General features: G+C 60.8%; 13 protein-coding genes and 1 pseudogene. 8 read left to right on the forward strand and 6 right to left on the reverse strand.

The annotated features are described in order from the left end of the window. Positions 1-5 precede the first annotated feature (5 nt). On the reverse strand, positions 6-3,467 hold the full coding sequence (locus AWB74_RS05545) for a transglutaminase family protein (RefSeq protein ID WP_061145765.1): 3,462 nt from the start codon (positions 3,465-3,467) through the stop codon (positions 6-8). 130 nt (positions 3,468-3,597) lie between these two features. On the opposite strand from AWB74_RS05545, the gene AWB74_RS05550 reads away from it, so the two are divergent. Next, positions 3,598-4,668 (forward strand): zinc-binding metallopeptidase family protein, encoded by a 1,071-nt coding sequence (locus tag AWB74_RS05550; protein ID WP_061145766.1) that lies wholly within the window; start codon positions 3,598-3,600, stop codon positions 4,666-4,668. Positions 4,669-4,678: 10 nt separating this feature from the next. On the opposite strand, the gene AWB74_RS05555 is transcribed toward AWB74_RS05550, so the two are convergent. Both AWB74_RS05555 and AWB74_RS05560 read right to left on the reverse strand, forming a co-directional pair. Next, positions 4,679-5,683 (reverse strand): alpha-E domain-containing protein, encoded by a 1,005-nt coding sequence (locus AWB74_RS05555; RefSeq protein WP_061145767.1) that lies wholly within the window; start codon positions 5,681-5,683, stop codon positions 4,679-4,681. Positions 5,684-5,734: 51 nt separating this feature from the next. Continuing rightward, positions 5,735-7,207, reverse strand: a complete 1,473-nt coding sequence (locus AWB74_RS05560; protein WP_061145768.1) for a circularly permuted type 2 ATP-grasp protein — start codon at positions 7,205-7,207, stop codon at positions 5,735-5,737. 381 nt (positions 7,208-7,588) lie between these two features. On the opposite strand from AWB74_RS05560, the gene AWB74_RS05565 reads away from it, so the two are divergent. From AWB74_RS05565 to AWB74_RS05590, 6 genes and pseudogenes are all read left to right on the forward strand, one after another. After that, positions 7,589-8,296, forward strand: a complete 708-nt coding sequence (locus AWB74_RS05565; RefSeq protein ID WP_061145769.1) for a YceH family protein — start codon at positions 7,589-7,591, stop codon at positions 8,294-8,296. A 3-nt stretch (positions 8,297-8,299) separates the two neighbouring features. Next, positions 8,300-9,010 (forward strand): annotated as a pseudogene (gene mnmD / locus AWB74_RS05570) (tRNA (5-methylaminomethyl-2-thiouridine)(34)-methyltransferase MnmD); the annotation flags it as partial. Positions 9,011-9,305: 295 nt separating this feature from the next. Continuing rightward, positions 9,306-9,506: a DUF3311 domain-containing protein gene (locus AWB74_RS05575; RefSeq protein ID WP_061145910.1), complete on the forward strand. Its 201-nt coding sequence runs from the start codon at positions 9,306-9,308 to the stop codon at positions 9,504-9,506. After that, entirely contained in the window at positions 9,503-10,984 is a 1,482-nt protein-coding gene (mctP, locus tag AWB74_RS05580) for a monocarboxylate uptake permease MctP (RefSeq protein WP_061145771.1), read from the forward strand. Before AWB74_RS05575 ends, mctP begins: the two co-directional genes overlap by 4 nt. A 104-nt stretch (positions 10,985-11,088) precedes the next feature. Then, the gene (locus AWB74_RS05585; protein WP_061145911.1) at positions 11,089-12,048 is read left to right on the forward strand and encodes an LLM class oxidoreductase; all 960 of its coding nucleotides are present in this window, start codon (positions 11,089-11,091) and stop codon (positions 12,046-12,048) included. Positions 12,049-12,074: 26 nt separating this feature from the next. Further along, positions 12,075-13,547 (forward strand): amidase, encoded by a 1,473-nt coding sequence (locus AWB74_RS05590; protein ID WP_061145772.1) that lies wholly within the window; start codon positions 12,075-12,077, stop codon positions 13,545-13,547. A gap of 14 nt (positions 13,548-13,561) precedes the next feature. On the opposite strand, the gene AWB74_RS05595 is transcribed toward AWB74_RS05590, so the two are convergent. Next, positions 13,562-14,173, reverse strand: a complete 612-nt coding sequence (locus AWB74_RS05595; RefSeq protein WP_235024488.1) for an H-NS histone family protein — start codon at positions 14,171-14,173, stop codon at positions 13,562-13,564. 264 nt (positions 14,174-14,437) lie between these two features. After that, positions 14,438-14,878 (reverse strand): DUF3331 domain-containing protein, encoded by a 441-nt coding sequence (locus tag AWB74_RS05600; RefSeq protein ID WP_061145774.1) that lies wholly within the window; start codon positions 14,876-14,878, stop codon positions 14,438-14,440. A gap of 477 nt (positions 14,879-15,355) precedes the next feature. Here AWB74_RS05600 and AWB74_RS05605 point away from each other — a divergent pair, with 477 nt between their 5' ends. Continuing rightward, positions 15,356-15,625: a DUF1488 family protein gene (locus AWB74_RS05605; RefSeq protein ID WP_061145775.1), complete on the forward strand. Its 270-nt coding sequence runs from the start codon at positions 15,356-15,358 to the stop codon at positions 15,623-15,625. Between the two features lie 29 nt (positions 15,626-15,654). Here the strand turns inward: AWB74_RS05605 and AWB74_RS05610 are convergent, their stop codons facing one another. Beyond that, positions 15,655-16,941 carry a c-type cytochrome gene (locus AWB74_RS05610; protein WP_061145776.1) on the reverse strand — a complete coding sequence of 429 codons (1,287 nt, stop codon included), beginning with the start codon at positions 16,939-16,941 and terminating at the stop codon, positions 15,655-15,657. Positions 16,942-16,949: the final 8 nt, after the last annotated feature.

Genomic DNA, 16,949 nt, shown 5'->3' on the forward strand with positions numbered 1-16,949 from the left:
GCGCTTCAACGATAACGCAGGTCGAGCGTGAACGGAAATTCGCGGCTGCGCTCGCGCGCTTCGACCTGCATTGCGCCGGGCGTATGACCCGTCGCGAAGAAGCGCGAACGTCTGCGGCTTTCGGCTTCATAGGCGTTCACCGGGAAGGTCTGGTAGTTGCGTCCGCCCGGATGCGCGACGTGATACTGGCATCCGCCGATCGCGCGCCCCGTCCATGTATCGACGATATCGAAAGTGAGCGGCGCATGCACGCCGATCGTCGGATGCAGCGACGCCGCCTGCGACCACGCACGAAAGCGCACGCCCGCCACGTATTCGCTCACGCGTCCCGTCGGCTGCAACGGCAGCGCCTCGCCGTTCACGGTCACGACATGACGGTTGCCGTTCAGGCCGAGCACACGCACCTCGAGACGTTCGACCGATGAATCGACAAAACGCACCGTGCCGCCGATGGCGCCCTCTTCGCCCATCACATGCCACGGCTCCAGCGCATTGCGGATCGTGAGCGCGATGCCGTTGGTGTCGTATGCGCCGACGAGCGGAAAGCGGAACTCGAAGTGCGGCGCGAACCAGCTTCGCTCGAAGGCGAAGCCCGCGTCGCGCAACTCGGCGAGCACGTCGTCGAAATCCATCTGCACGAAGGTGCCGAGCATGAAGCGGTCGTGTATTTCGGTGCCCCAGCGCGTGAGGCGCGCGGTGTAGGGCGTCTCCCAGAAGCGCGCAACGAGCGCGCGCAACAGCAATTGCTGCACGAGACTCATGCGCGCATGCGGCGGCATCTCGAAGCCGCGCAATTCCAGCAGGCCGAGGCGGCCCGTCGGACCATCGGGCGAATAGAGCTTGTCGATGCAGAACTCCGCACGGTGCGTGTTGCCCGTCACATCGATCAGGACGTTGCGCAGAATGCGGTCGATGAGCCACGGCGGGACGGTCGCACTGCCGCGTCCGCCGAGCAAGTCGAGTTGGTGCTGCAATTCGGCGAACGCTATCTCGAGCTCGTAGACCTGGTCGTTGCGCGCTTCGTCGACGCGCGGCGCCTGACTCGTCGGACCGATGAAGAGCCCCGAAAACAGCATCGACAAGGACGGATGGTTATGCCAGTAAGCGATGAGGCTCGCGAGCAGATCGGGGCGGCGCAGGAACGGACTGTCGGCGGGTGTCGCGCCGCCGAGCACGAAGTGATTGCCGCCGCCGGTGCCGGTGTGGCGGCCGTCGAGCATGAACTTCTCGGGGCTCAGATACGACTCGTGCGCCGCGCCGTAGAGAAACTCGGTGTGATCGACGAGATCGTTCCAGTTCGCCGCCGGATGAATGTTCACCTCGATCACGCCAGGGTCGGGCGTCACCTGAAGCATCTTTAGACGCGCATCGCGAGGCGGCGGATAGCCTTCGACGATCACGGGAATGGCGAGATCGGCTGCGGTCGCTTCGACGGCGGTCAGGAGATCGAGATAGTCATCGAGCGCGGCGAGCGGCGGCATGAACACGTGCATGAGCTTGTTGCCGTTGCCGTGCTTGTCCAGTGCGGCGGCTTCCGCTTGCGGACCGGCCGCGCGCGCCGGGTCGCGCGCCTCCACGCACACCGCCGTGCGTGCGGTCCATTTGGCCGACTCGCCACGCTGCGGGATGCGCTCCCGCGACGCGCCGGGCGCCGTGCCGGCGTATCGCGTCGCGGTCGCGGCCGTGCTCGCGCTCGTTTTCGCATCGGCGTTTTGCACGCGTGATTCAACATCCCGATCCGCATATTGCATGCGTAATTCAGTTGCCGTGCGCAATGGCACAGGCGGGCCGAACGGATCGTGGGCGTGCTGCCAGGGGTAATCGTGCTCCGCCACCCACGGCAGCGAGTCGAGCGGCAGACGATAGCCCATCGGCGAATCGCCCGGAACCAGATACATGCGCTCGTCGCGGAAGAACCACGGCCCGCTCACCCAGCGGCCCGGCTCCGTCGCCGGGTCATCCTCGCGTGCGATCGGCAGCGCGTAGCCCGTGACGGACGGCAGGCCCGCATCGAACACGCGGCGCAGGCGCGCGCGTTCGAGTTCGTCGTCGAGACGCGAATCGAACGGATCGACATTCACCGGCAAGCGGCGCTCGCGCCACAGGTAGTACCACGTGTCTTCGTATGCCGGTTCAATGAATTTTGCATTCAAAGACAACTTGCCCGCGAGATGGCGAATGAAGCGCGCGGCGTCGTCCGCCGTGTATGACGCGGGTTGCCGTTCATCCGCGAAGAGCGAGGGATCGTGCCAGCACGGTTGCCCGTCCGCGCGCCAGAACAGCGACAGCGCCCAGCGCGGCAATTGCTCGCCCGGATACCACTTCCCCTGTCCAATATGCAGAAAGCCATTCACGCTGTACTGCGCGCGCAGCTTGTCCATCAGTGACACGGCGTAGGCGCGCTTCGTCGGGCCGAGCGCGTCGGTATTCCATTCGGCCTCGTCGCGATCGCGCACTGAGACGTAGGTCGGTTCGCCGCCCATCGTCAGGCGCACGTCCGATGCGTTGAGTTGCGCGTCGACCTGCTCGCCCATGCGCAGCACGGCGCTCCAGTCTTGCTCGCTGTAGGGCTTTGTCACGCGTGGCGTTTCGAGCACGCGCTCTATCGACATCGTGTGAACGAATTCGACTTCGCACTTTTCGACCGCGCCGGAGACCGGCGCCGCGCTGTCCGGCTCCGGCGTGCACGCGACAGGAATATGTCCTTCGCCCGCGAGCAAACCCGAAGTCGGATCGAAGCCGATCCAGCCCGCGCCCGGCAGATACACTTCGCACCACGCGTGCAGATCGGTGAAGTCCACTTCCGTGCCGCTCGGGCCTTCGAGCGATTTGGCGTCCGGTGCGAGCTGGAGGAGATAGCCCGACACGAAGCGCGCGGCCAGACCGAGATGACGCAGCGTCTCGACGAGCAGCCAGGCCGAATCGCGACACGAGCCCGCCGCGTTTTCGAGCGTTTCCTCCGGCGTCTGCACGCCCGGTTCCATGCGAATCAGATAGCGAATCTCCTCTGCCAGGCGCTGATTGAGTTCGACGAAAAAATCGATCGTCGTGCGCGGCGTCCGGTCGATACTTTCGACGAATGCCGCAAAACGCGGCGTCGGTTCGCGCTTGACCATGTAGGGCGCGAGATCGTGCAGCAATTCGGGCGCATAGCTGAAGGGAAAGCTTTGGGCGGCCGGTTCGAGAAAGAAGTCGAACGGGTTATAGACCGCCATTTCGGCGACGAGATCGACCGTCACCTTGAATTCGCGCGTTTTCTCGGGAAAAACCAGGCGCGCCTGATAGTTCGCGAACGCGTCCTGCTGCCAGTTGATGAAATGATCGTCGGGGTCGACGCGCATCGAATACGACACGATCGGCGTCCGGCAGTGCGGCGCGGGCCGCAGACGCACGACTTGCGGCGACAGGCCGACGAGCCGGTCGTATCGATAATGCGTGACATGGTTCAATGCAACACGAATGGACACACCCGACTCCTTTGATCAATTGACGTCGTGCCAGCGACATGAAAACGCGATCTTGCCGCGGCACGATGTTTGCACTGCACGACAGCGCGTGCACGGAACATTCCGCGATTCCACCTCTACCGGCCACACGATGAAGACCTTTCACTGCAACCGCTGCAATCAGTTGGTGTTCTTCGAAAACACGCATTGCGAAAAGTGCGGCGCGCAGCTTGGCTACGTGCCCGAAATCAATCAGATCAGTGCGTTCGAGGAAACCGGCGACGGCCGCTGGCGCAGCCTTCATCCGCTCGCCAAGGACTCGTTGTATCGGCCGTGCCACAACTATGCGGTCGAAAACGTGTGCAACTGGGTCGTGCCCGCGCCCGAGAGCGATACGTCCGATACGCTTTGCTGCTCCTGTGAATTGACGAGCACCATTCCCAACCTCTCGAATCCTGATAACCGCCTCTACTGGTATCGCATAGAAAGCGCCAAGCGCCGCCTTCTCTACACGTTCGCGGAACTGGGCCTGCCCGTGGCGTCGCGTCAGGAAGATCCCGAGCACGGCCTCGAATTCCAGTTTCTCGAAGGCGACGCGCACGGCCACGGCGTGATGACGGGTCATAACGACGGCATCATCACGCTCAACATTGCCGAAGCCGACGATGCGCATCGCGAGCAGACACGTTCTGCGCTGCACGAGCCGTATCGCACGCTGCTCGGCCATCTCCGCCATGAATCCGGGCACTATTTCTTCGACCGCCTGATCGCCGACACCGCGCGCATCGCGCCGTTTCGCACCGCCTTCGGCGACGAACAAGCCGACTACGCCGCCGCGCTCGATCGTCACTACAACGAAGGGCCGCCCGCCCGATGGGAAGACAACTTCATCAGCGCCTATGCCACGATGCATCCGTGGGAAGACTGGGCGGAAACATGGGCGCATTACCTGCATATCGTCGATACGCTCGACACCGCGGTTTCGTGCGGCCTCGTGCTCGTGCCCGATAGCCCACACGAGCCCACGCTCACCGACCAGACGCCAATCGAGGAAACCACGTTCGATAACCTGATGAACCGCTGGTTTCCGCTCACGTATGTCCTCAATAGCCTGAACCGCAGCCTCGGCATGCCGGACGGTTATCCGTTCGCGCTGGCGCCTGCCGTGATAGACAAACTGCGCTTTGTTCATCGCGTGGTCACGGCGGCGGCCAAACGCTGAGCACGCACGCTCAACCGTTGCCTTGCGTTTGCGTTTGAGTCTGCGATTGCTCCGGCGCGGCAGGCGCTTCCGGCGCAATCGGCAATAGAAAATCGCGGCTCACGCGGCTCGCGAGATCGTTCACGCGCGCAAGGAAATTCACGAGATAAGCGTGCAGTCCGCCTCGCAGAATGTCGACGATGCGCCCGTTCTTCAATTCCGCGCTCAACAGCGCTGCAAGGCGTGCGGCTTCCGTATCGCGCCCTTTCGTCACGTGACCGATCAGCTGCTCCACTTCTGCGATGCTGGCCGCAAGCGAACGAGGCCAGTCGCCATAAAGAATCAGCAAGCCCGCGACACGCTCCGGCGTAATGACATCGCGATAGACTCGCCGATACACCTCCAGGCCCGATACGGAACCGAGCACCGCAACCCAATGGTGATAATCGAACGGTTGTGCCGAAGTATCGGCACGCTGCTCCATCATTTCGAATTTCACGTCGAGAATGCGGGCCGTGTTATCGGCGCGTTCGATGAAAGTCCCGAGGCGCATGAAATAGAACGCATCGTCTTTCACGAGCGTGCCTAGCTGCACGCCGCGCGAAAGATGTGAGCGGAACTTCACCCATTCGAAGAACGCATAAGGCTCGCGCTCGAGAATGCCGTCGGCGAGCATGCGCTGACAATCGAGCCAGGTCGTATTGAGCGATTCCCATAGCTCGCTATTCGTGGAGCTGCGCACGGCTCGCGCGTTCTCGCGCGCGGCGCGCAGACAACTGACGATCGACGACGGGTTCGTCAGATCGCGGGCCATGAAGTCGATCACTTCGCGGCTTTTCATGCCGTGATGCGCGGCCGAATAGATGCCGCTCAACTCCGATATCGACAGCATCGCGCGCCAGCCCAGCTCCGCGTATTCATCGGACTGCGGTAAAAGCGAGAGCTGATAGGTCGCATCGAGCATCCGGGCAGTGTTCTCGGCGCGTTCGGTATAGCGCGCCATCCAGAAGAGATGATCCGCGGTACGGCTCAGCATGGGTGTTCTCGATTTGTTTGTCGTTGTCGTCAGAGCGGCAATGAATGTTTTCTAGCGCTCCAGTACCCACGTATCCTTCGTGCCGCCGCCTTGCGACGAATTCACGACGAGCGATCCTTCCCGCAGCGCGACGCGCGTCAGGCCGCCCGGCACCATCCGCACTTCGGTTCCCGACAGCACGAAAGGACGCAGATCGATATGACGCGGCGCAATGCCTGCCTCCACATAAGTGGGACATGTCGAGAGAGCGAGCGTCGGCTGCGCGATGTATTTCTCCGGATGCGCTTCCAGCACCGCGCGGAATTCGGCGATCTGCGCCGCCGTCGACGCGGGGCCGACGAGCATGCCGTAACCACCTGCGCCATGCGTCTCCTTCACGACGAGCTCGGGCAAATGATCGAGCACATACGCGAGATCGTCTGGCTTGCGGCACATCCATGTCGGCACGTTGTTGAGAATCGGCTCTTCGCCGAGATAGAAACGCACCATGTCCGGCACATAGGGATAGATCGATTTGTCATCCGCGATGCCGGTGCCCACTGCATTGCATAACGCGACATTGCCCGCCCGATATGCGCCGATCAATCCGGGCACACCGAGCGCAGAGTCCGGGCGGAACACAAGCGGATCGAGAAAGTCGTCATCGATACGGCGATAGATCACATCGACGCGCTGCGGCCCCTGCGTCGTGCGCATATACAGATAGTCGTTCTCGACGAAGAGATCCTGCCCTTCGACGAGTTCGACGCCCATCTGCTGCGCAAGAAAGGCGTGCTCGAAATACGCCGAGTTATACATGCCCGGTGTCATCACGACGATGGTCGGATTTTCTGCGGCGGCAGGCGCGGCCGCGCGCAATGTGTCGAGCAATAAGTCCGGATAATGCGCGACCGGCGCGACGCGATTGCGCGCGAACAGATCGGGAAAAAGCCGCATCATCATCTTGCGATTTTCGAGCATGTACGAGACGCCCGACGGTACACGCAGGTTATCTTCGAGGACATAGAATTCGCCCTGTCCCGCACGCACGATATCGATGCCCGCGATATGCGCGTAGATATCGCGGACGACATCGACGCCGCGCATCTCCGGCCGATACTGCGCGTTGCCGAGAATCTGCGCCTCGGGAATGATGCCCGCGCGAATGATGTCCTGCTCGTGATAGATGTCGTGAATGAAACGGTTCAGCGCATTCACGCGCTGCCGCAGTCCGCGCTCCAGTGCTCGCCATTCGTCGGCGGGAAAGATGCGCGGAATGACATCGAAGGGAATCGTGCGCTCGGGAATGATGCCGGGCAGATCGCTCGTTCCGTAGACCGCGAACGTGATGCCGACGCGCCGGAAGTTGAGATCCGCTTCGGCGCGCTTGATATCGATCTGTTGATCGTTCTGCGCGGAGAGCCAGGTCATGAAGTCGCGGTAATGCGTGCGCGGATCGCCCACGCCACGAAACGCCGCCGCCGGCAAGCCATGCGCCTCCAGATCACTGCGCTCGAACATCTCGTTGAAGAATGCTTGCGTCATAGCCGGTCTTCCATATGAAGTGCATGTGGTGGCGATTCCCTTCGCTCGTATTTCTGGCTGCACTCGCAAGACGCTTCAATAGCCCGAACGACACGACGTACACATAAAGCGGATACGTCGACAGGCAACCTCGAAGCTTTGCGCGGGCAGCCCAGTACCAAACGAAAAAGCAACTTCAATGCCAATGTTATGAGCGATTCTTCTCCTTGTAAAACAAACCTTCGGGCCGCGTGATCTGTAGTGTCTGCACCAAAACCGCGCATCGTTGAAGCGATCTGCACATTCGGTGCATCGACTGGATGCTGCATGACGGTGCGTAAGTTTCAAAGCCGCGTCGCCACGCCGGTATCATAGGCGTCTTACCGCACGTCACTCACGCCCATGAACACGCCTTCCGAAGCCGCACCCCGTCCTGCCCTGCGCGAACTCACGCCTCTCGAAACACGCGTGCTCGGCGTGCTCATCGAAAAACAGCATACCGTGCCGGACACTTATCCTCTTTCGTTGAATTCCCTAACCTCGGGCTGCAATCAGAAGACTGCGCGCGCGCCCGTGATGAACGTCAGCGAGGACGAAGTGATGACGACCATCGATGGCCTGAAGCGCCTGAGCCTCGTCATCGAAGGAAGCAGCAGCCGCGTGCCGCGCTTCGAACATAACGTGAACCGCGTACTCGGCGTGCCGAGCCAGTCGGTTGCGCTGCTCGCAACGCTTTTTCTGCGCGGTCCCCAAACGGCGGCGGAATTGCGCGCGAACAGCGCGAGGCTCCATTCGTTTGCGGATATATCGTCGGTAGAAAGTTTTCTCGATGAACTCGCAGAAAACGATCCGCCGCGCGTCGTGAAGCTGCCGCGCACGCCGGGCGAGCGCGAAAGCCGATGGATGCATCTGCTGTGCGGCGAAGTCAGCATCAGCGATTTTCCTGCGCGTGACACGCAAGGCGGCGAATCGTTTTCGCTTTCCGAGTTCGAATCCCTGAAGTCGGAGCAGAAGCGCCTTGCACATGAAGTCGCGCAGTTGCGCGCGATGGTTCAGCGCATGGCAAGCGAACTCGGCATCACGCTCGATCAATCGTCGCCCGATGCCTGAGTGATGAGCGACGCGCTGATTTCGGCATCGCTCGTCTTTCGCGACGATGGAACGCCGTACTCGCCGCGTCACGACGATATCTATCACAGCGCGGCGGGCGCGCTGGCTCAGGCGCGCCACGTCTTTATCGACGGCAACGGTTTGCCCGGTCGCTGGCGCGGCAAGGCATGCTTCACGGTGATCGAGGCCGGCTTCGGCATGGGCATCAATTTCCTGGCGACATGGGCGGCCTGGCGTAACGATGCTCATCGCGCGACGATACTCAACTTCGTTTCGATAGAAAAGCATCCGTTCAGCGCAAACGATCTGCGCGCGGCGCACGCGGCGATCATCGACGACGACGCTGTCGTTCCGCTCGCCGACTTGCTAGCTTCGGCGTGGCCACCGCTAGAGGCCGGCATGCATAGACTTGCATTCGACGCTGGCGCCGTCACATTGACGCTCGCGCTCGGCGATGCCGCCCGGCTCTTGCCGCATTTAGCCGATAGCGGCGCCGCAGCGGACGCCATTTATCTCGACGGCTTCGCGCCCGCGAAGAACCCGGATATGTGGACGCCCGCGATTTTCACGTCGCTCGCTCGCATCGCCAAAGAGAATGCGACATTCGCCACCTATACCAGCGCCGGCGATGTCAAACGCGCACTCGTGCAAAGCGGATTCGAATATCGCAAGGTCGCGGGCTTCGGCGGCAAGCGCGCGATGCTGGTCGGCAAGCGATCGCTTTCCGGGAACGCCGTCATTGATTCGTAATCGTTGAATCCGCCTGAATGAAGGCGTTTTCTTCGCGCACTGCGCATCAGTTCGCTAATGTGTCATTGCAAAGAAAGCACCGCGTAAGCGCGCTGTTTGATGCGCATACCACCCGTTTTGCGCGTTGGGCAATAAAGCAAAATAAGCTGGATAATGCGCAGCCGTTGGCGGCGCGGCGCTTGCTCGTATCAGCGAAATGAAGGCGAAGGCCGTGCGCCGGCACGTTCTTATCAGCGCTGATTCACGAGGAGAAAAAGCTTTGCAACCTGACAATGATGAACCCCGCAGCCCATGGCTCTGGGTCGCCCTTCTCATACCCTACGTCGCCCTGCTCTGGCTGCCGTTTTATAACGACACGCATCCTTCATTCGCGGGATTCCCGTTCTTCTACTGGTATCAGTTTCTGTGGGTGCCGCTCACGTCGCTCCTGCTTTATGTCGTGTACAGGGGCCTGAAATGAACGAACTCACGCCAGTCGATCCGGTTGCGATGACCATTTTCATCGCGTTCTTCGTCCTCGTTACCGTCGTCGGCTTTTTTGCCGCGCGCTGGAAACGCGGCGATCTCACGCAGCTCCACGAATGGGGCCTGGGCGGCCGCCAGTTCGGCGTGTTGATCTCATGGTTTCTGGTCGGCGGAGATTTCTATACGGCATATACCGTGATCGCCGTGCCTGCACTGGTTTATTCGGTTGGGGCATACGGCTTCTTTGCGCTGCCCTATACGATCATCGTCTATCCGTTCGTGTTCGCGGTGATGCCCAAGCTATGGAAGATCGCGCACGCGAAGAATCACATCACCGGCGCAGATTATGTGCACGGCGAATACGGCGGCAAGTGGTTTCCGGCCGCGGTCGCGCTGACAGGCATCGTCGCGACGATGCCGTATATCGCGCTGCAACTCGTCGGCATGCAGGTGGTCATCAAAGGGCTCGGCGTGACGGGCGAGTTGCCGCTCATCGTCGCGTTCGTGATCCTCGCGCTCTATACCTACACGAGCGGCTTGCGGGCGCCCGCCATGATCGCGTTCGTCAAGGACATCATGATCTACATCGTCGTGATAGCGGCCGTGTGGCTCATTCCACTGAAGCTCGGCGGTTATGCGCATGTGTTCGATTCCGCCGATCAATACTTCAAGGCAAAAGGCGGTCCGACCGGCATCATTCTCCAGCCGGGTCAATTCACGGCGTACGCATCGCTCGCGCTCGGTTCGGCGCTTGCCGCCTTCATGTATCCGCATACGATGACCGCGGTGCTGTCCTCGTCGTCAGCGATGACTGTGCGCAAGAACGCGATCTTTCTGCCCGCCTATACATTGCTGCTCGGCCTGATCGCGCTATTGGGTTATATGGCGATCGCGGCGGGCGTGCATGTTAAATCGGCGTCCGATGTCGTGCCGGCGTTATTCGGCACGCTATTCCCTTCGTGGTTCGTCGGCTTTGCAGCGGCGGCAATCGCGATCAGCGCGCTCGTGCCGGCCGCGATCATGTCGATCGGTGCGGCGAATCTCTTCACGCGCAACTTGTGGCGTCCGTTGGTATCGCCCGACATGTCGCCCGCTGCCGAAGCATCGACCGCGAAGGTCGCGTCGCTCGTCGTGAAGTTCGGCGCGTTGCTCTTCATCGTGTTCCTGCCCACGCAGTATGCGATCGATCTTCAACTGCTCGGCGGCGTGTGGATCCTGCAGATCTTCCCGGCTATCGTGTTCACGCTCTTCACTCGTCGATTGACTACGCCGGGCCTCTTTCTCGGCTGGCTACTCGGCATCGTGCTAGGCACGGGTCTCGCAATCTCGCAAGGGCTCAAACCGGTCTATGTCCTGCATCTCGGTGACGCGGCCTGGCCGATCTATATCGGGTTGATCGCTTTGGTCGTGAATATCGCGGTGACGTTTGCCGTCTCGCTCGTCACGCGGCGCAGTATCGTGCCTGCGATTTAAAGGCTCGATGATTCGACATGCCCGGCGCGTCTCTTGCGTCGGGCATGTGTTTCGACGGCAGTGATACCATCGGCGTCGAGCCCACTCCCGACGCACTGCGTGTCATGACCGCAAGCGATAACATTTCGGCCTCGTCTTCGATCACTAACGCCGTCTTCGCGCAAGGCAAGCTATCCATCGGCATTACGTTGCCTATAACCGGTGACGATCAAGGCGTCGTCGACTTCAGCGAGCAGATAGCACTTGCGCAACTCGCCGACCGGCTCGGCTTTCGCGCGCTCTGGGTCCGCGACGTGCCGCTCAATAGCATCGATTACCCCGATCCGGTCGGACATCTCGATCCGTGGGTACTGCTCGGCGCGCTTGCATCGAATACGGAACACATCGCGCTTATCAGCGGCGCGATCGTATTGACACTCAGACATCCGCTCCATGTCGCGAAGGGCGCAATTTCCGTCGACACGCTCTCTCGAGGACGCTTCATTCTCGGCGTCGGTTCGGGCGATCGTCCACCGGAATATGCCGCATTCGGCCGCGATCCCGAAGAGCGACGCGATCTCTACAGAAGACATTGGGAAACGCTCGCGGCAGCCGTTACCGTGCCTTCGCGCGTGATTCCCGACGCGTCGCCCGAAGGCGCGCCCGAGTTCTATCTCTTGCCTCGCCCGCATGCGTCGATTCCAATGCTTGCCGTGGGCTCGGGCGGTCAGAGCGTCGACTGGATCGCACGGCACTCGCTCGGCTGGATGACCTATCATCGCGAGCCGCAGGCGCAGCGCGGGCGCTATAGCATGTGGCGCGCCGCCGTCGATCGCGCGGCTTCCGGCGCCTTTCGCGCGTTCGGCGTTGCCATGCGGCTCGATCTCGTCGAAGATGCCGACGAGCCTGCAACCGATATCTCGCTCGGCTATCGCACGGGACATCGCGGGCTCGCGGCCATCTTGCGCGATATGCGCGAGAGCGGCACGCATCATGTCACGCTCAACATCACATCGGAGCGACGGCCCGCGCGCGATATCATCGAGGAAGTCGCCGCACATGTGCTTCCCGAGTTTCATCGCTGATCTGCTCGTTTATTCCCGACAAGACCATGACCGCACTCGACGCAAATTCCGCTTGCCCGCCCAGCGACGATATCGTTTCGCTCGATGCCGTCGCGCTTTCGCGAGCTATCCATGCACGCGACATCTCCTGCGTCGAAGTGATGAAGGCCTACCTCGCGCAGATCGATCGCCTGAACCCGATGGTCAATGCTATCGTCGCGATGCAGAATCGCGATGCCGTGCTTGCGCTATCCGCCGAACGCGACGCACAGTTATCCAAAGGCGAAAGCCTCGGCCCTCTGCATGGCTTTCCACAAGCGCCCAAAGATATTCTGCCGGTTGCCGGCATGGTCACGACGAAAGGCTCGCCCATTTACGCAGACCTTGTCAGTCAGGTCGATGCGGTGGTATTCGAGCGCGCGCGCAAAGCGGGCGCAATCTTTATCGGCCGCACGAATTCGCCCGAATTCGGCCTGGGCGGTCACACCTATAACCCGGTGTACGGAACCACACGCAATGCATTCGACCCGTCGCGCTCGGCGGGCGGCAGCAGCGGCGGCGCAGCCGTGTCCGTTGCATTGCGCATGCTGCCGTGCGCAGACGGTTCGGACATGATGGGTTCGCTGCGCACGCCTGCCGCATTCAACAATGTCTTTGGTTTTCGCACGACGCCGGGATGCGTGCCTTATGCACCCAGCGACGATGTGTTCTTTCAGCAATTCAGCGTAGCCGGCCCGATTGCGCGAAACATTCCCGATCTCGGCTTGTTGCTATCCGTGCAGGCGGGCTTCGATGCGCGTGCGCCGCTATCGCGCAGAAGCGACAACCCTGCCGATTTCACCGACTCGCTGGAGCGCGACAGACGCGGCGCACGCATCGGCTGGCTGGGCGATTTGAATGGACGTTTGCCGACCGAAGCAAGTTTGATGGACACGTACGTATCGGCGCTGCGCCACTTCGAGACCGCGGGTTGCATCGTCGAACCCGCACACCTCGACTTCGATTTCGATCTTCTCTGGAACGCGTGGATGGATTTGCGTAGCCTCACGTTCTCCGGCACGAATGCGCCGCTCTATCGCGACGCTGAGAAACGCAAGCTGCTCAAACCCGAAGCAATATGGGAAATCGAACGGGGGCTGAAGTTATCGGGCGAAGATGTATCGCGAGCCGTCCGTGTCCGCGCAGCCTGGTATCAGGCAATCAACGCGCTGTTCGATCGCTTCGATTATCTCGTGATGCCCTCGGCTCAAGTCTTTCCATTCGACGCCGGACTGGACTGGCCTCACGTTATCGCGGATCGGGAGATGGATACCTATCATCGCTGGATGGAAACCGTCGTTCCGGCGACGATGGCTTCGTTGCCCGCACTGAGCGCCCCGGCCGGCTTCGGCTCAAACGGCTTGCCAGCCGGATTGCAGATCATCGGTCCGACGCAAGGAGATCTGGGCGTATTGCAGATCGGGCTCGCCTACGACCGCGCAAGTGGATATTCGAGCGCCCGCAGTCCGTTGCTCGGCTGACGGATCGCGAGTTATCAGCCGGCAGCGCTTTGGGCGTTCTTGCGCGTGGCTTTCTTTGCCGCCGTGCGGCCGACGCGTTTCGCCGGTTTCTTGGACGCTGCGCGCGAAGCACGCGATCCCGATACCGCGTGTCCCCGTCGAGCGCTTTTCTTTGGCGCGCCCGAGCGTGATGCGGAACCGGCAGCGCCATTGATCAAATACACGCTGCGATCCGACGCATCCTTGATCCAACCGGGCGGGCGCGCATGACCGCTCCACGTGGCGCCCGTTTCCGGGTCACGATACTTGGGCGGAAGTTTGGATGTCGCTTTTTTCCTCGTGCCGGATGAATTCCCCGCGCCGGGCGGACGGCCGCGCTTCTTGCCGGTCCCTGAGCCGGCTTTCGCGAGATCGGCTGCAGTCAGGCCATATTCGTCCATCATTGCCCGAATCTGGGCGATGACTTCGACCGACTTTTTCTCGCGCAATGCATCCGCGCGGCGCTGCAATTTCTGAATCTGGCCTTCCAGTTGTGCCAATGTAGCCATCTTCCCTCCTCTATCGTCCTGCATAACTTTGCCAGGCAGCGCGGTGAACGGGCATTGCCGTTCATCTAATGAATCGATTCGATGTTTTATTTCTGCCACAAGCGAATCTTAATCGCGCAATGCAATGATAAGCACTCTTGTGCAAAGATTATTTGCCGACATCCGGATTTTCTAAAGTGCATATCATCAGCGTCTTTGATCCACGCATCGGATGTATGCGACTGTGACGCTGCCGATCGAGAGCCTGATGATGTCATCGCGACGTTACGCAAACGTCGTGCACGCTCCGTCCTCGCACCGGCACCGGCGCGCTCGAATGACAGACGCGTGCGTTGCACACGCGTCCCGATAATTCGCAGTCGATCAATCGGAAACGACGCTCGCTTCCTCTTCCGCGGGCGTCAGCGCAAGCGCCAGAATCATCGCGCCGCTATTCAAGGGTACCGAGCTGCCGACTCGCCTTGGCCGATAAACCGGCTGTCCACGTCGGATTGTCTGTCCGCTCAGCGCACAGGTTCCGCGCTTGCGGGCGGTGCAAAGCGCCCAGACCTGCTCCGAATAATTGAACGAAGTGGGATCGTGCCAGGACAGCGCGAGCGTCGAATCGCTCAGGCGCTCCAGCACGCGAATATTGACGCAATGTCCCTCGGCCGGTCCTGTGCATGGGCTCTTGCCGGGCACATTGCGTACGAGCGATCGTGTCATCAATGCAAACTTGTCATTCACTTCCAACGGGCGGCTCGAACGGCTGTCGAGCAATGCCAGGGTACGGCTCCAGGGATCCATCAACGATGGATGCTTCATGTTCCGCTCCTGGTAGCGACAACGCACGCCGCAGCAGAAGAAGCCGGAGTGGACGTTGCCGGTGGAGTTCCGGGGAATGCGCCGCACGACCCGCTTCCTGAGCCGGTATGCAAGCGCCGCTTCGGATGATCGTTCCTAGAGTAGTACACCTGAGCATGCTTTTGTTTTCATTTTTTCGTGGACAAGCTAGAACATCGCGCCAGCGCCCCGTTGCGCATAGACGGCGGCCTCTTGGAGGCGGCGTAGTGGACAATCGAAGTAATAAGCAGGCAATTAAAGTCCGCAAAAAAGAACGAACGTTCGATTTATGAATATCGCCGTCATGTGTGCCGCGCCCGCTGACGCGGCGAAATGGCAAAGAACATGTTCACCCATTCATTTGACCGTTTGCGCACGTTTCACCCTTATTCGAGGATGCGCGAACTCGCCGATTTCTGACACAATAAAAACCAGTGAACCGTACTCTCCTGTCGAATCATGACAAGCAAGATCTCGATCCATGCCACCATTTCGGCGGACCGCGCTTCCGTCAGCTTCGTCGCGTTCTCACGCGAGCAGGCCATCCAGTGCAACATCACGCGCAAGGCATTGGAACAGTGCTTCTGGGCGCCGACGGGCGCGAGCGACGAGCGCCTGCTAAAAGCCCTGAGCGACGGCTATGAGCGCATCAGCGCACGCGTGCATCGAAAGTTTCTTGCGCATCCTTCCAGTTCGGTTCATCTCGACGTCGTCGATTTTGCGTCCTGAGAGCGCTGCCGCACAAACAGCGGCGCCAGTCAGCGCGCCGCCTGCGTCGCCTTGCGTATCTTGCTCACATCATCGATCTGCACAGCCGGCGTGTTGTTATTCCAGGCGCCACGAACGAATGTCAGCACGTCGGCGATCTGCTTGTCGTTCAACACGGGCGCGTAACGCGGCATCGGATAAGGCGCGGGCACGCCATGCAGCACGAGATCGCCGGTGCCATTCAGCGTGACGTTGATCAGCGACGATGCGTCCTTCTCCAGCACATTCGGATTGCCCGCGAGCGGCGCGAGCATCGGCGCAAAGCCGCGGCCGTCCGCGCCGTGACAATGCATGCAGTAGACGGTATATAGCCGCGCGCCCGAATCCGTTGCGGCCGGGCGCGTCAAAGAAACCTTGCTCGCTTTTGCATCGTATGAATAAGGCGCGCGCGTATCGCCTCCGGATGCGGGCAACGACTTGAGATAGCGCGCCATCGCGGCGATATCGGTGTCGGTCAATTCTTGCGTGCTGTTATTGATGACGCTCGTCATCGACCCGAATGCCGACGCATGCGCGTTGGCGCCTGTCTTTAGAAATGCCGCGATATCTTGCTCGGACCATCGTCCAAGTCCAGTGTTGTGTTCACCCGTCAGATTGGACGCGAACCAGTTGTCGAGCAGGCCGCCCGTCAGATACGTGCCGCTGTTTTCGTCCAGTCCTTTTTCCTGAAACGCGATGCCGCGCGGCGTGTGACACGAGCCACAATGGCCAAGTCCCTGAATCAGATAAGCGCCGCGATTCCACGCGACATCTTTTCCGGATTTGTTCTGATAAATTCCTTTGTCGAGAAAGACCGCGTTCCATAGCTTCAGCGGCCAGCGCATATTGAGCGGCCATTTCATGTCCGGGTCGCGATTGGCCTGTCTCACCGGCGTCACGCCATGCATGAAATACGTGTAGAGCGCATGCATGTCTTCGTCGTTGATCTTTGCATACGATGGATAAGGCATCGCCGGATAAAGATTGTGGCCGTCCTTCGCCACGCCCTCACGTAACGCGCGCGCGAAATCTTCTTCCGTATAGCGACCAATGCCAGTATCCGGGTCCGGTGTGATATTGGTCGTGTAGATCGCGCCCAATGGCGTCATCATCGGCAAGCCGCCTGCGAGGGGTTTGCCGCGCGGTGCGGAATGACAGGCTATGCAATCGCCCGCCTTCGCGAGATACGCACCGCGCACGACGAGCGCATCGTCGGCGGCGCGTGCGGTAGATAGCATGCCCAATGCGACACCCGACGCAAACAGCGCCGCAAAGAGAGGCTTTAGAGCGTTTCTCATGACGGCCT

This window comes from Caballeronia arvi (assembly GCF_001544695.2).
In the GTDB taxonomy this organism is placed as follows: domain Bacteria; phylum Pseudomonadota; class Gammaproteobacteria; order Burkholderiales; family Burkholderiaceae; genus Caballeronia; species Caballeronia arvi.